This is a genomic window from Flavobacterium sp. ACN6 (assembly GCF_002304005.1).
Taxonomy (GTDB): Bacteria; Bacteroidota; Bacteroidia; order Flavobacteriales; family Flavobacteriaceae; genus Flavobacterium.
On the sequence record NZ_MRCQ01000002.1, the window covers coordinates 312,279 to 327,032 of the forward strand.

Consider the following 14,754-nt stretch of genomic DNA (forward strand, 5'->3'; position numbering starts at 1 on the left):
AGCCTAAAGCATTAAAAAAAAATCAGCACAAAGCAAAAAAGCCTAAAGCTTATTGCCTAAAGCCTAAAGCATCAAAAAAAATGAAACTCAAAATATGCGGCATGAAATATCCCGAAAACATTCTCGAAGTAGGCGCACTCCTGCCCGATTATATGGGATTTATTTTCTGGGAAAAATCCGCGCGATACTTTAACGGAACCATTCCTGAATTGATTAAAACAATCAAAAAAGTGGGTATTTTTGTCAATCAGAGTCAGGAAGAAATTTTGGAAAAAGTGACAAAATACAATTTACAAGCCGTTCAGTTACACGGAAATGAATCTGTTGAATTTTTATCAGAATTAAAAAAGCAACTGCCGAAAAAAATCGAAATGATCAAAGTTTTTTCAGCCGATGAAAATTTTGATTTCGAAATTATAAAACCTTTTGAAAGTGTCTGCGATTATTTTCTGTTTGACACAAAAGGCAAATTACCAGGCGGTAATGGAACAACTTTCGACTGGACCATATTAAAAAAATACAATTCAGAGAAACCTTTCTTTTTGAGCGGCGGTATCGGAATTAACGAATTAAAAGCCATTGAAGAAATTTTAAAAAGTAAATTACCTATTTATGCTGTCGATGTAAATAGTAAATTTGAAATCGAACCAGGGCTGAAAAACAGAAATCTATTTAGCAACTTCAAACGAAAATTTGATGTTGCCAACTTTTAAACTTTAAATAAAATGAGTTTTAACGTGAACGAAAAAGGATATTACGGAGAATTTGGAGGAGCTTATATTCCAGAAATGCTCTATCCAAACGTAGAAGAATTACGTCAAAAATACCTAAGTATAATGGATGAACCCGATTTTAAAGCGGAGTTCGACCAATTGCTTAAAGATTATGTTGGGCGCCCTAGTCCGCTGTATTTTGCAAAGCGTTTATCTGAAAAATACAATACAAAAGTTTATCTAAAAAGAGAAGACTTAAACCATACCGGCGCGCACAAAGTAAACAATACAATCGGACAGATTTTATTAGCAAAACGTCTGGGTAAAAAAAGAATTATTGCCGAAACGGGAGCTGGACAACACGGTGTAGCGACAGCAACTGTCTGCGCCTTAATGGGAATTGACTGCATTGTTTATATGGGCGAAATTGACATTGCGCGCCAAGCACCAAACGTGGCTCGTATGAAAATGTTAGGTGCAGAAGTACGTCCTGCACTTTCGGGTTCAAGAACGCTAAAAGATGCTACAAACGAAGCAATCCGCGACTGGATCAATAATCCTGTTGATACACATTATATCATCGGTTCGGCGATTGGACCGCATCCTTATCCAGACATGGTGACGCGTTTCCAGAGCATTATTTCAGAAGAAATAAAATGGCAGTTAAAAGAAAAAGAAGGCCGTGAAAATCCTGATTATGTGGTTGCTTGTATTGGTGGCGGCAGTAACGCTGCAGGAACATACTATCACTTTTTACACGAACCAGAAGTGGGAATTATTGCCGTAGAAGCGGCTGGAAAGGGCGTTGACAGCGGTCACAGTGCGGCAACAAGTAAATTAGGTAAAGTTGGTGTTATTCACGGCTGTAAAACTTTGTTAATGCAGACTCCAGACGGACAAATTACAGAACCGTATTCGATTTCTGCAGGTTTAGATTATCCTGGAGTTGGTCCTATGCATGCACATTTAGCACAAACAGGTCGCGGCGAATTTTTCTCTGTAACCGATGACGATGCTATGAATGCGGGTCTTCAATTGACAAAATTAGAAGGAATTATTCCAGCAATCGAAAGCGCGCACGCATTTGCCGTTTTAGATCAGAAGAAATTTAAACCTACAGATGTTGTCGTAATCAGTCTTTCTGGCCGCGGGGATAAAGATTTAGATAATTATATTGATTACTTTAAATTGTAATAAAATTTGTAATTTGGACGTTCCCTACGGGCGGGCTGTCCGCTATATCTTTTTTATGGCAGAAAAAGCCATAAAAAAGGATGCCGCTCCCATCCCTAACGCAAACAAATAAAGAGAAAAATCATAATTATGGAACTATTATTCTCATACGGAACATTAAGATCTAAACAGGTTCAAATGCAGATTTTTAATAAAGTTTTAGTCGGAACCCAAGATCAGATATTAGGTTTTAAACTAAAAAGTTTACAGATTGAAGAAGAATTTGGAATGGCAGATTATGTTGTTGCAGTCCCGAGCGAAAACTTGGAAGACATTATACATGGTGCTGTTTTTGAGGTTTCTAATTCAGAATTATTAAAAGTAGATCAATTCGAATCCAATTCATACAAAAGAGTTCACGTCACACTAAAATCTGGAAGAGTGGCTTGGGTGTATACCGAAAATAAATAATTGATAATATAAAAAAAACAACTGGCAGGCCTTTAAAATCTGTTAGAAATATAAAGACTGTACAATTCAAAATGATTTTAGCTGCTGCCCAAACAAAACCAAAACGCGCGGATATTAATGCAAATTTATTAGATCATTATCATCTTATAGAATTGGCAGCACAAAACGGCGCCAATTTAATTGCTTTTCCCGAAATGTCTATTACTGGTTATGAAAGATCAGATGCTGCGGAACTGGCTTTTACAAAAGACGATTATAGATTGGATCATTTAAAAACATTAGCTGTAAAAAATAATATCATTATTGTTGCCGGAGCTCCAATTCAGATCGAATCACAGCTATTTATTGGCGAATTTGTTATTTCTCCTGATAATTCAGTTTCAATTTATACGAAGCAGTTTTTACATGAAGGAGAAGATGAATTTTTTCAATCTTCTTTTGATAATAATCCAATAGTTACTATTGAGAATCAAAAGATTGCATTCGCTATTTGTGCCGATATTGATAATCCGCTGCATCCAGAAAATGCGAAGAAAAACGAAACGGATATTTATATTGCCAGCATTTTCTTTTCACCAAACGGAATCCCGAATGCTTATCGCAATTTGCAGGATTATGCACAGAAACATAAAATGAATGTTTTAATGTCGAATTTCTGTGGCGATTCTTGGGGATCTCCAGCTGCTGGACAAAGTGCTTTTTGGAACAATAAAGGAGAATTGATTGGACAAATGAATGATTCTGATGCCGGTATTTTATTAGTAGAAAATAAAAATGACGATTGGACTAGTCGGGTTATTATTTACTAGCATTGACTCCTGCAAGGTTTTCAAAACCTTGAAGGTATAATTAAATAACAAAAAACACCTACAAGGTTTTGAAAACCTTGTAGGTAAAAAACATACATAAAATGAACAGAATAACTCAAAAATTACAAGAGGACAAAAAGATACTTTCGATCTATTTTTCTGCTGGATATCCAAGTTTAAATGATACGGTGCAGATTATTGAGGATTTAGAAAAAAACGGAGTTGACTTAATCGAAATCGGACTTCCATTTAGTGATCCTTTGGCAGATGGGCCAACAATTCAAGCTAGTTCTACTCAGGCACTTCATAACGGAATGACCTCTGAAATTCTTTTTGATCAACTGAAAAATATCCGTGAAAGCGTAAAAATTCCGTTGATTATTATGGGGTATTTTAATCCGATATTACAATACGGAGTGGAAGCTTTTTGCGAAAAATGCGCTGCAATTGGTATCGATTGTTTAATTATTCCAGATTTACCAGTTGATGTGTACGCAGATGAATACAAAACGATTTTTGAAAAATATGGTTTGCTAAATGTATTTTTAATTACACCGCAGACTTCAGACGAACGTATTCGTTTTATCGACAGCGTTTCAAACGGCTTTATATATATGGTAAGTTCTGCGAGCGTTACAGGATCGCAATCTGGTTTTGGAAATGTACAGGAAGATTATTTCGAAAGAATTGCCAATATGAATTTGAAAAACCCTCAGATTGTCGGCTTCGGAATTTCAAATAAAGAAACATTCAATCAAGCAACTAAATATGCGAAAGGAGCAATTATTGGAAGTGCTTTCATTAAACATTTAAGCGAAAGCGGCAGTGGAAAAATTGAGGAATTTGTTGGAGAAATTCGATAAATAAATGTAATTTACACGGATTTTATAATTCTTAAAAAATCCGTGTATGCAGCTATTTTTGATAATTAATAAAAAAATATTTTTTCTTTTTATACTCAATCTGCTCTTTTGCTCACTTCATGCACAGGAAAATATAGCTGCAAAAATCCCAACAAAACAAGACACTTTAAACGGCTCTATAACTCCAGAAAGAATCTGGTGGGATATTCAGTACTGTGATTTAAGCGTAAAACCAGATTATTTAAATAAGACAATCTCTGGAAAAAATGAAATTGAATACAATGTAATCCATAAAAAACATTCAGATTTAATGCAGATCGATTTAGTCAGTCCGCTTAAAATTGATAGTGTTTTTCAAAAAGGAAAAAAGATTGAATATACTCAGGATCAAAATATCTGGTATTTAAAAACACCTCAAAAACAAGCTTTAAAAAACAATAAAATTCTTATTTACTATTCTGGTAAACCAACAGAATCTATTAAGCCGCCTTGGGACGGAGGTTTGGTTTGGGAAAAAGATTCGCTTGGCCGTCCGTGGATTTCTGTTGCCTGCCAATATAAAGGCGCGAGTTTATGGTATCCCTGCAAAAACACCATGTATGACGAACCAGATAGGGGCGCGAGTATCAGCATTTCTGTTCCAGATTCTTTAACTGCAATTGGAAATGGGCGTTTAAAAAGTAAAATCAAAAATCCTGATCATACCACAACTTATAAATGGGAAGTAAAAAATCCCATTAATCATTACGGAATTACTTTTTATATTGGAAACTATATAAATATCAGACAGCCATTTAATGGCGAAAATGGTAAGCTCGATCTAGATTTCTGGATCCTTGATTACAATAAAGCAAAGGCAGAATCGCACTTAATTCCTGGTTCTATTACTGCAATTAAATCATTAGAACATTGGTTTGGCCCCTATCCTTTTTATGAAGATGGATTTAAGATTGTTGATGCATCTTATATTGGTATGGAACATCAGAGTGCAATTGCTTACGGCGGGGCCTATAAAAATGGAACGAATAAAAAAGGCGGTGATATCTCTAATACAGGCTGGGGCAAAAAAACAGATAAAATTATCGTTCACGAAATAGCACACGAATGGTTTGGCAATAATCTTACAGCAATAGATATCGCTGATCGATGGATTCAAGAAGGATTTGCTGGTTTGGGCGAAGAACTTGTAATTGCAGATATATGCGGGCGAAAAGCCGGTAATGAATTTATGGCAGGAAGATTCAGAACTATAGAAAATGACAAACCTGTGATAGCCCGATACGGAATAAATGAAGATGGCAGCAACGATAATTATGTCAAAGGATGGGCAGCTATGCATATGATAGGAACTATCATTAATGACGATGATAAGTTTCGAAAAATACTGCGTGGCTTAAACCAAGATTTTCATAATAAGACCGTTACCACAAATGAAATCGAAACTTATATAAGCACAAAATCAGGGATTACTTTTGACTATTTATTCGATCAATATTTAAGAACTACAAAGGTTCCTATTTTACAATATAAATACAAAAACGGCGAACTAAGTTATCGCTATACCAATTGTAATCAAAATTTTAGTATGCCAATAAAAACCAACTGGTCTCAAGATAATTGGATACATCCAACTACTTCCTGGCAGACTTTACAAGTTGAAAATGAAGAAACTACAGCCGATTTAAAAATCAATCTTAACTTCTATATCACACTTCAAAAGGTAGAATAATACTTAAAAGCAAACATATAAAGAGCCTAAAACTACTACACCGTTTTATGTTAATATTATGTTAAAATAAAATTAAACAAGCGTTTAAATTAAACAAGTGTTTAATTTTGCATCCGATTAGAAACAATATCATGTCACAGATCGAATTAAACGAGAAAAAAATTCAGATTCTTAATGTTGCAGAGAAGCTATTTTCTGAAAAAGGATTTGAGGGGACATCAATACGGGACATTTCAAAGGAGGCAAAAATTAATATTGCCATGGTTTCGTATTATTTTGGGTCAAAAGAAAGACTTCTAGAAGCTTTGATTTTTCACAAAACTGTTGATTTAAAATTACAACTCGAAAATTTATTACACGAAAATCTTGAACCCCTTGAAAAAGTCAATAAATTAATCGAAATTTACATCACCAGAATCTGCCTTAACAAAGGGATTTACAGAGTTTTACATTTTGAACTCAACAATAAAAAAAGAGAAAAAAGCCTGAATGCCTTTACAGAACTGAAAAAAGGAAATTTAAAATCTGTAGAAAGTATTATCAAGCAGGGTCAGGCTCAGGGAGTTTTTAGAAAAGATATTAATATCCAACTGATTACACCCACAATTATTGGAACCTTTTTTCACTTTCACATGAATAGATCTTTCTTCGAAGAATTATTGGATTTAAAAACAGAAGAAATGTTTAACAATTACATTAAAAACGATCTTACAAAGCACATTCAACAAACTATAAAAGCGCTACTTGTTTATGAAAATTAGTCAATTAATGCTCTTTGGAATATTCTTTATCGGAATATCGTCAATTGAAGCACAAGAAAAAACAAGTTTAACTTTAGATGAAGCCGTAAAAATGGCTTGGGAGAAGAGTAACGAAGTTACGCTTGCCAACACTAAGGTAAACACAAAAAAACACGAGTTAACAGCCGTAAAAAACAATCAGTATCCTGATCTTAAAATTTCTGGACAATACCAGCGATTAACAAAAGCGTCGATTGATATGCACAATGAAGGGGAAAGTGCAGCTTCACTGGCTTCTCCAGACCGCGCAATGCTAGCAATGGCTAATTTGAGCTTACCTATTTTTGCCGGATTTAAAATTCAAAGCAGTATCGATTCGTACGAAAGCTTATATGAAGCTGAAACTGCATATGCTGCGAAAACAAAAGAAGATGTTGCTTTAAGAGTAATAACTTACTATACAGCATTGTACAAAGCACAAAAAACTTTAGATGTCTTAAACGAAAATCAAAAAAGTGCTAAGCAACGTGTAACTGACTTTGTCGAATTAGAGAAAAACGGAATTATTCCGAGAAATGATTTATTGAAAGCGCAGTTATTGGTTTCAAAAACGCAATTATCTATTGATGAAGCGAATAACAATCTAAACAACATCAATTTCTATCTGACCACTTTATTAAAGTTAGCTCCAGAAACAAAATTGCAGGTTAATGAGGATGATTTCTTTAATTTAAAAACAAACAATGCTCCTACAACTGATGCATTGGCACTTGAAAGCAGAAAAGATTTAGAAGCTATTCGTTTACAATCAAAAGCTTCAGAAGCAAATGTTAAGATCGCAAAATCGGGCTACTACCCTACGTTATCTTTACTTGGGGGTTATACTGCATTAGATCTTAAAGACATTATTACTGTAAAATATGCGATGAATTTTGGTTTAGGTTTGTCTTATGATTTATCTGGAATTCTAAAAAACAGCGCACACGTTAAAGAAGCAGAAAGCAGAGCTTTGGAAGTAAAAAACACAGAAGCTATTATGACGGATCGTATTAAAGTTGAAGTTCAGAAATCTCTTGAAGATTACGACTTAGCGATCAATCAAAGTGTAGTTTATGAAGAAGCACTTCAACAGGCTGCTGAAAATTACAGACTTGTAAAAGACAAATTCGATAATGGTTTGGCAGATACCAATGACTTGGTTGAAGCTGATGTTGAGCAATTAAGCGCAAAAATTAATACCGCTGTTGCAAAAGCATCAATCATCCAAAAATATTACGAATTACTTTCAGTATCAGGACAATTATCACAATCATTCAATCTTTCTAAAATATAATCGATATCTCTCATGGAAAAGAAAAAGACAAATAAAAAATTCATCATCATACTAGCCGTTTTGGTTTTAGTGGGGGGAACTTACGGAATATCAAAATACATGCACTCTTTAGCTCACGAGGAAACAGATGATGCTCAAATTGAGAAAAAAATGAACCCGATTATCCCGAGAGTTTCAGGATATATCAGCAAAGTATATGTGAAAGATAATGATTATGTAAAAAAGGGCGATACTTTATTTACTATCGATAAGAGAGATTATCAATTGAAAATTGATGAAGCAAATGCTGCTTTATTAGGTGCTGAAGGTCAATTTGAAGCTGCAAAAGCTGATATTGGAAGCGCATATGCAAGCATCTCAGTTTCTGATGCACAAATGAGATCTGCAGGCGGTTCTATCGAAAGCGCTAAAATTAGATTGAGACAGCTTACAAACGATTTTAATCGTTACAATAACTTGTATAAAACACATACAATTACCAAACAACAATTTGAACAAGCTCAGGCTGCAAAAGACGAAGCTGAAAATCAAGTACGTGTTTTAGAACAACAACAAAGAGCAAGTTCTTACCAAAAATCGGTTATTCAATCAAAATCTAAAGTTTCTGACAAGCAAACAGAAGTTGCTGCAGCAAACATCAAAAAAGCAAAAACGATGCTTGATGTTGCGCACTTAAATCTTTCTTATACAGTTGTAACTGCAGCTATTGACGGTCAGGTTTCTAAAGTTGATATTCAGCCAGGACAATTAGTTCAGCCAGGACAATCTTTATTCTACATTATTAATAATACTGAAGCTTGGGTTGTGGCTAACTTTAAAGAAACACAATTAAACAAAATGGTTGTGGGACAAAAAGTAAGCTTGAAAGTTGATGCTTATCCAAACTATGAGTTTAAAGGAACTTTGACTTCATTTTCTCCAGCAACAGGATCACGTTTTTCATTACTACCTCCTGATAATGCAACAGGAAACTTCGTAAAAACAATTCAGAGATTACCAGTAAAAATTAGTTTAGACCAATCAAACGATCCTGAGAAAGTAAAACTTTTAAGACCAGGGATGAATGTTGATGTAGACGTACATTTAAAATAAATAAATGGCAGCAGCAATACAAGCAGACGACGATTTAGTAGAATACGGTTACCGACGCGTGATTATTACAATTACAGCTGTACTTTGTGCATTGCTTGAAATTGTTGATACCACGATCGTAAACGTAGCTCTAACAGACATGCGCGGAAGTCTTGGTGCTACCTTGACAGATGTGGCGTGGGTTATTACAGCATACGCAATTGCGAATGTTATTGTAATTCCGATGACGAGCTGGTTATCACAGCAATTTGGAAGACGTAATTATTTTGTGGCTTCTATCATAATATTTACGGTCTGTTCTTTTTTGTGTGGTAATGCCAGTAATATTTGGGAACTTGTGGCCTTCCGATTCGTACAAGGTATGGGTGGTGGAGCGCTTCTGGTAACAGCCCAAACGATTATTACAGAAAGTTATCCGGTTGCCAAACGCGGAATGGCGCAGGCAATTTACGGAATGGGTGTAATTGTTGGTCCAACTTTAGGTCCGCCTTTAGGAGGATATTTAGTAGATAATTATTCTTGGCCTTATATTTTCTATATCAATATTCCATTAGGAATTATCGCAACTATTTTGGCTATAACTTTTGTTAGAAGTCCGAAATATGGAGAGAAATTAAAAGCAAATCAGGTTGACTGGTGGGGAATTATTTTACTTACTGCCTTTATTGGTTCTTTACAATTCGTACTAGAACACGGTCAGCAAGACGATTGGTTTAACGATTCACTTATTGTAACGCTAAGTGTGGTGACAGTTTTAGGATTAGTTCTCTTTATTTGGAGAGAGCTGACTTACAAATATCCAATTGTAAACTTAAGTGTTTTAAAAGATGGAAATTTACGAATTGGAACAATTATGTGTTTCATTCTTGGTTTCGGTTTATATGGTTCAACGTTAATTATCCCAATTTATACGCAGTCTATTTTAGGATGGACCGCAACTGATGCAGGATTATTATTAATTCCAGGATCTATCACAACGGCGATTATGATGCCATTTGTTGGAAATATGATTCAGAAAGGTGTTCCTCAAGGTTATATGGTTGGAGTTGGATTTTTAGTTTTCTTCTTCTTTACCTTTATGATGTACAGCCGTATGACACCTGATACTGGTGTTGAACATATGTACTGGCCTTTAATTTTAAGAGGAATAGGTCTTGGATTACTTTTCGTTCCAATTACCACACTTTCTCTTTCTACTTTGAAAGGAAAACAAATTGGTGAAGGAGCCGCTTTTACCGGAATGATGCGTCAGTTAGGTGGATCTTTTGGTATTGCCATTATTACAACTTTCATTACACGTTTCAGCCAATCGCACAGAGTAGATTTGATTAATAATTTAGATCCTGCAAAATTCGAAGTACAGCAGCGTGTCACTGGTATGCAGCATGCCTTTATGGCGAAAGGCTACAGTGCAGATGTTGCTTTGAAAAAAGCCTATCAGGCAATAGAAATGTCAGTAATGAAACAAAGTACTGTAATGGCCTATATGGATATCTTTATGTACTTAGGAATTATGTTTTTATGCTGTATTCCGATTATTCTTTTCATCAAAAAAGGAAAGAATAAAATTAATCCCGCAGATGCGATGCATTAATATTTAATAATTATTTATAATACCCAAAAAAGCCGAGTTTATTTCCTGTAACTCGGCTTTTTTATGTATTTATGTTTTTATGTTTTTTTTTGTTTCAAGTTTCAGGTTTCAGGTTTTGTTAACTGTGTTAACCTTGCGTAATCTTTGCGCCTTTGTGTTTAAATAATCTCAAAGTAAAGAAACCTTTGTCCCTCTGCCCCTCTGCGCCTCAAAACCTCAGAACCTCCAAAAAAACCTATCTCGTAAAAACCAAATGATTTCCTTTAGATAGATTTGCATCAAACTTATATCCTTCATAATCAAAACCTTTTAAGTCATCAATAGTTTCAGCGTTTGTATCGATAATATAACGCACCATCATCCCTCTCGCCTTTTTGGCAAAGAAACTGATCATTTTTAGTTTTCCATCTTTGTAATCTTTAAAATCTGGCGTAATTACAGGAACTTTTAAAGCTTTTACATCAACTGCAGAAAAATATTCGTTACTCGCTAAATTCACAAATAATTCGTCTTTTTTCAATTCTTTGTTTAAGGCTTTAGTAACGGCAGGTTTCCAGAATTCGTGCAGGTTTTTATATTCGCCTACAGGTAATTTTGTGCCCATTTCTAAACGGTAAGCCTGCATTAAATCAAGCGGTTTTAAAACACCATAAAGACCAGACAAAATTCTAAGTTTATCCTGAAGTGCATCTAATTTATCTAATGGAATTGAATAAGCATCTAAACCGGTGTAAACATCACCATCAAAAGTATAAACTGCCGGACGGGCATTTTGTGGTGAAAAAGGAGTTTTCCATTTTTGATTGCGTTCCCAATTTAAATCGGCCAATTTATCTGAAATAGACATTAGCTCCGATAATTCAGAAGGTTTTTTAGGTTTTAAAACTTTATGAACCTCTCTTGCTTCTTTTAGAAATGATGGTTCTGTATATTGAGATGTTGGTAATTCTTTTTCGAAATTTAATGACTTCGCAGGCGATATAACAATTTTCATGTGTACGTTTTTGTATGATTCAAAAATACAAATTGAAAATTTAAAAATATATTATTGCAATTGATTTGTTTTATGAATATATAATCCGTCTATATCAAAAGTCCCAGCGGGACAACATATTTATAGAACTAATATTTTAGATATTCAACAAAAGCCTCAGCGGGGCGAAATTATTTCTCTAAAAACGAATATCGCTCCGCAGGAGCTTTCAATAAACTTTGAAAAACTTTCTATAAATATTTTGCTCCTACGGAGCATTCATTCATTGAAATATAATTTTACTAAAAATTGCTATTAGAAAATGAGAATTTATATAAAAAAGTGCCCTTTACATTATAATAGGCATTTTCTATGTTGTAAATTTGCAGACGTTTCATTCTCTTCAAAAAAGAAATGTAATTTTTTAAAATTCTTGAATTCGTGGCTATACAAACAAATTATAAGACTGCTCTACAAAATAAAATTTTCGATGTTATTTCGAAAGCATCTCAAGAACTTAACGTTGAAAGTTATGTAATTGGCGGATTTGTTCGCGATTTACTCCTAAACCGTGGTTCCAAAAAAGATATTGATGTTGTTGCAGTTGGAAGCGGTATCGAACTAGCTTTGAAAGTATCTGAATTACTTCCTAAAAAACCAAAAGTTCAAGTTTTTAAAACTTACGGAACAGCAATGTTACGTTTTGAAGATACCGATATTGAGTTTGTCGGCGCACGAAAAGAATCTTATAATTTTGACAGCCGAAATCCGATTGTGGAAAACGGAACTTTGCAAGACGACCAAAACCGTCGTGATTTCACAATCAACGCGTTAGCATTATCTTTAAACGAAACTAACTTTGGCGAGCTTTTAGATCCGTTCGATGGTTTAGCAGATTTAGAGAACAAAACAATAAAAACACCTTTGGATCCAGATATTACGTATTCTGATGATCCTTTGCGTATGTTACGTGCGATTCGTTTTGCAACGCAGTTGAATTTTGAGATTGAAGAAAATTCGCTAAATGCTATTACAAAAAATGCTGATCGAATCAATATTATCTCTGGTGAAAGAATTGTAGACGAGTTAAACAAAATTCTCTCTACAGATAAACCTTCTGTCGGATTTTTACTTTTATATAAAACAGGCCTTTTAGATATTATTTTACCTGAATTGACTGCTTTGAATCAGGTAGAAGAAATTGAAGGTCATACACATAAAAACAATTTTTATCACACGCTTGAAGTTGTAGATAATATTTGCCCCAATACAGATGATGTCTGGTTGCGCTGGTCGGCTTTACTTCATGATATTGGAAAAGCGCCAACAAAACGTTTCAGTAAAAAACAAGGCTGGACTTTTCACGGGCATGAATTTCTAGGCGGAAAAATGGCAAAAAAAATCTTTGAACGCCTGCACATGCCATTGAACCACAAAATGAAATTTGTGCAGAAAATGGTAATTATGAGCTCTCGTCCAATTGTTTTGGCGCAGGATATTGTGACGGACAGTGCGGTTCGCCGTTTGGTTTTTGATGCCGGTGAAGATGTAGAGAATTTAATGACTTTATGCGAAGCGGATATCACAACTAAAAACCCTTCGAAGTTCAAGAAATACCATAAAAACTTTGAACTCGTTCGTAAGAAAATTGTTGAAGTTGAAGAGCGCGATCAGGTTCGTAATTTTCAGCCGCCAATTTCAGGTGAAGAAATTATGGAAATGTTTGACTTAAAACCTTCACGCGAAATTGGAGTTTTAAAAGAAGCCGTAAAAGAAGCTATTTTAGAAGGCGATATTCCAAACGAATATCAGGCGGCTTATGATTTTGTGATTAAAAGAGCTGAGAAGTTAAACTTAAAGCCTAAAAAATAATGGACACTTTAGGGGCTATTTTTTGTATCATTTTAGTATTAATAGTTTTAGGAACTAATATTATTTTTATTAGAAAAATTAATAGAACCAACGATAGTCGCTATAAATATAAAATCTTCTTTTTTTTAATTAGTATTGTTTCCATATGTGCCATAATGATTATAGCTGCGTTATTTCAAAATATAGTTTTAATTGACTATTTCAAAATAACAGATATTGAAAGCTTTCAATATAGAATAATTATTATAACTGCGCTCTCAATTACTAATATGATAGCAAACTTTACTTTATTAAAACTTTATGTAAAAAGAAGAGAAAGAAAAAGCAAAAACAAATTTAACGGAATAGAATTAATTGGAAAAGAATGAAAAAAGAGAATAAATCAGTAATTATTTGGTTACTATCAGGTTGTGTTTTATTGTTTTTAATGGTTGTCGTTGGCGGAATTACCCGTTTGACTAATTCAGGTTTATCTATGACCGACTGGCATTTGGTAACTGATACTTTCCCACCCTTAACAGATGCCAAGTGGCAGGCCGCATTTGATGAATATAAAAAGTTTCCGGAGTACCAAAAAATCAATATTCACAACGATTTTCAATTAGCAGATTATAAATTCATTTATTTCTGGGAATGGTTTCACCGTTTTATCGGTCGTATTATTGGTTTGGTTTTCTTTGTTCCTTTTGTTTATTTCTTAATCAGAAAAAAACTGGATCGCTCAACTATCAAAAAATGTGTTATTCTTCTAGCAATGGGAGGTTTTCAAGGGTTTTTAGGATGGTTTATGGTAAGAAGCGGGTTAATTGACAATCCAGATGTGAGTCATTTTAGACTTTCATTGCACTTAACTTTTGCCTTTATTACTTTTGCTTATACACTTTGGGTGGCACTGGATTTAATCTACCCTGAAAAAAACACCCGAATTAATATTCCACTAAGAAACATTGGCCGATTTGCTTTAGCAGCTTTACTAATTCAAATTATTTACGGCGGATTTGTTGCTGGATTAAATGCTGGATTAATTCACAATCATTGGCCGTTAATGAGCGACGGACAATTTATTCATGATTCTGTTTACATAGAACAGCCAACATTAATCAAAAATCTTATCGAAGGAAAAAGCGGCGTTCAGTTTGTACACAGAACTTTTGCTTATGTTGTTGTAGCTTTTATTTTGTTCTTATATTACAGAAGTACCAAAATTTCGTTGACAAATACACAATCGAACGGAATTAAAACTTTGGTTGTTTTTGTTTTCATACAATTTCTTCTGGGAGTTTTTACTTTGTTATATAGTGTTCCATTGGCTTTAGGATTAATTCACCAAATTATGGCGTTTTTCCTTTTGAGCGCCATGACTTTTACATTGCATCGATTGAGTAAATAACG

General features: G+C 34.3%; 14 protein-coding genes. 13 read left to right on the forward strand and 1 reads right to left on the reverse strand.

What is annotated here, in order from left to right; genetic code table 11:
- Positions 1 to 80: 80 nt before the first annotated feature.
- The 10 genes from BSF42_RS04305 to BSF42_RS04350 all read left to right on the forward strand — a co-directional run bounded on the left by BSF42_RS04305 (position 81) and on the right by BSF42_RS04350 (position 10,517).
- Positions 81 to 713, forward strand: a complete 633-nt coding sequence (locus tag BSF42_RS04305; protein WP_095951886.1) for a phosphoribosylanthranilate isomerase — start codon at positions 81 to 83, stop codon at positions 711 to 713.
- Positions 714 to 725: 12 nt separating this feature from the next.
- Positions 726 to 1,907, forward strand: a complete 1,182-nt coding sequence (trpB, locus tag BSF42_RS04310) for a tryptophan synthase subunit beta (RefSeq protein ID WP_095951887.1) — start codon at positions 726 to 728, stop codon at positions 1,905 to 1,907.
- 129 nt (positions 1,908 to 2,036) lie between these two features.
- Positions 2,037 to 2,357, forward strand: a complete 321-nt coding sequence (locus BSF42_RS04315; protein ID WP_095951888.1) for a gamma-glutamylcyclotransferase family protein — start codon at positions 2,037 to 2,039, stop codon at positions 2,355 to 2,357.
- Positions 2,358 to 2,428: 71 nt separating this feature from the next.
- Positions 2,429 to 3,166 carry a carbon-nitrogen hydrolase family protein gene (locus BSF42_RS04320; RefSeq protein WP_095951889.1) on the forward strand — a complete coding sequence of 246 codons (738 nt, stop codon included), beginning with the start codon at positions 2,429 to 2,431 and terminating at the stop codon, positions 3,164 to 3,166.
- A gap of 101 nt (positions 3,167 to 3,267) precedes the next feature.
- Positions 3,268 to 4,029, forward strand: coding sequence for a tryptophan synthase subunit alpha (trpA, locus tag BSF42_RS04325; protein ID WP_095951890.1), 762 nt, complete (start codon positions 3,268 to 3,270; stop codon positions 4,027 to 4,029).
- Between the two features lie 46 nt (positions 4,030 to 4,075).
- Positions 4,076 to 5,758, forward strand: coding sequence for a M1 family metallopeptidase (locus BSF42_RS04330; RefSeq protein WP_095951891.1), 1,683 nt, complete (start codon positions 4,076 to 4,078; stop codon positions 5,756 to 5,758).
- Positions 5,759 to 5,889: 131 nt separating this feature from the next.
- Entirely contained in the window at positions 5,890 to 6,519 is a 630-nt protein-coding gene (locus BSF42_RS04335) for a TetR/AcrR family transcriptional regulator (RefSeq protein ID WP_095951892.1), read from the forward strand.
- A complete protein-coding gene (locus BSF42_RS04340; protein ID WP_095951893.1) occupies positions 6,509 to 7,831 on the forward strand; it encodes a TolC family protein in 1,323 nt (440 codons plus the stop codon). Before BSF42_RS04335 ends, BSF42_RS04340 begins: the two co-directional genes overlap by 11 nt.
- A 12-nt stretch (positions 7,832 to 7,843) precedes the next feature.
- A complete protein-coding gene (locus tag BSF42_RS04345) occupies positions 7,844 to 8,923 on the forward strand; it encodes an HlyD family secretion protein (protein WP_095951894.1) in 1,080 nt (359 codons plus the stop codon).
- Positions 8,924 to 8,927: 4 nt separating this feature from the next.
- Positions 8,928 to 10,517 (forward strand): MDR family MFS transporter, encoded by a 1,590-nt coding sequence (locus BSF42_RS04350; RefSeq protein ID WP_095951895.1) that lies wholly within the window; start codon positions 8,928 to 8,930, stop codon positions 10,515 to 10,517.
- Between the two features lie 235 nt (positions 10,518 to 10,752).
- On the opposite strand, the gene yaaA is transcribed toward BSF42_RS04350, so the two are convergent.
- Positions 10,753 to 11,511, reverse strand: coding sequence for a peroxide stress protein YaaA (gene yaaA, locus BSF42_RS04355; RefSeq protein ID WP_095951896.1), 759 nt, complete (start codon positions 11,509 to 11,511; stop codon positions 10,753 to 10,755).
- Positions 11,512 to 11,931: 420 nt separating this feature from the next.
- Here yaaA and BSF42_RS04360 point away from each other — a divergent pair, with 420 nt between their 5' ends.
- Genes BSF42_RS04360 through BSF42_RS04370 form a run of 3 tightly spaced genes read left to right on the forward strand, consistent with a single transcriptional unit; the run spans position 11,932 to position 14,752 of the window.
- Complete coding sequence (locus BSF42_RS04360; protein WP_172426643.1) at positions 11,932 to 13,362, forward strand: CCA tRNA nucleotidyltransferase; 1,431 nt, start codon at positions 11,932 to 11,934, stop codon at positions 13,360 to 13,362.
- A complete protein-coding gene (locus tag BSF42_RS04365) occupies positions 13,362 to 13,730 on the forward strand; it encodes a hypothetical protein (protein WP_095951897.1) in 369 nt (122 codons plus the stop codon). The genes BSF42_RS04360 and BSF42_RS04365 overlap by 1 nt, the downstream gene beginning before the upstream one ends.
- On the forward strand, positions 13,727 to 14,752 hold the full coding sequence (locus BSF42_RS04370) for a COX15/CtaA family protein (RefSeq protein ID WP_095951898.1): 1,026 nt from the start codon (positions 13,727 to 13,729) through the stop codon (positions 14,750 to 14,752). Before BSF42_RS04365 ends, BSF42_RS04370 begins: the two co-directional genes overlap by 4 nt.
- Positions 14,753 to 14,754 lie beyond the last annotated feature (2 nt).

Bases quoted from the DNA above. Each gene is read 5' to 3' on its own strand.
- BSF42_RS04305 (WP_095951886.1), top strand. From the start codon at position 81: ATGAAACTCAAAATATGCGGCATGAAATATCCCGAAAACATTCTCGAA.
- trpB (WP_095951887.1), top strand. From the start codon at position 726: ATGAGTTTTAACGTGAACGAAAAAGGATATTACGGAGAATTTGGAGGA.
- BSF42_RS04315 (WP_095951888.1), top strand. From the start codon at position 2,037: ATGGAACTATTATTCTCATACGGAACATTAAGATCTAAACAGGTTCAA.
- BSF42_RS04320 (WP_095951889.1), top strand. From the start codon at position 2,429: ATGATTTTAGCTGCTGCCCAAACAAAACCAAAACGCGCGGATATTAAT.
- trpA (WP_095951890.1), top strand. From the start codon at position 3,268: ATGAACAGAATAACTCAAAAATTACAAGAGGACAAAAAGATACTTTCG.
- BSF42_RS04330 (WP_095951891.1), top strand. From the start codon at position 4,076: ATGCAGCTATTTTTGATAATTAATAAAAAAATATTTTTTCTTTTTATA.
- BSF42_RS04335 (WP_095951892.1), top strand. From the start codon at position 5,890: ATGTCACAGATCGAATTAAACGAGAAAAAAATTCAGATTCTTAATGTT.
- BSF42_RS04340 (WP_095951893.1), top strand. From the start codon at position 6,509: ATGAAAATTAGTCAATTAATGCTCTTTGGAATATTCTTTATCGGAATA.
- BSF42_RS04345 (WP_095951894.1), top strand. From the start codon at position 7,844: ATGGAAAAGAAAAAGACAAATAAAAAATTCATCATCATACTAGCCGTT.
- BSF42_RS04350 (WP_095951895.1), top strand. From the start codon at position 8,928: ATGGCAGCAGCAATACAAGCAGACGACGATTTAGTAGAATACGGTTAC.
- yaaA (WP_095951896.1), bottom strand. From the start codon at position 11,511: ATGAAAATTGTTATATCGCCTGCGAAGTCATTAAATTTCGAAAAAGAA.
- BSF42_RS04365 (WP_095951897.1), top strand. From the start codon at position 13,362: ATGGACACTTTAGGGGCTATTTTTTGTATCATTTTAGTATTAATAGTT.
- BSF42_RS04370 (WP_095951898.1), top strand. From the start codon at position 13,727: ATGAAAAAAGAGAATAAATCAGTAATTATTTGGTTACTATCAGGTTGT.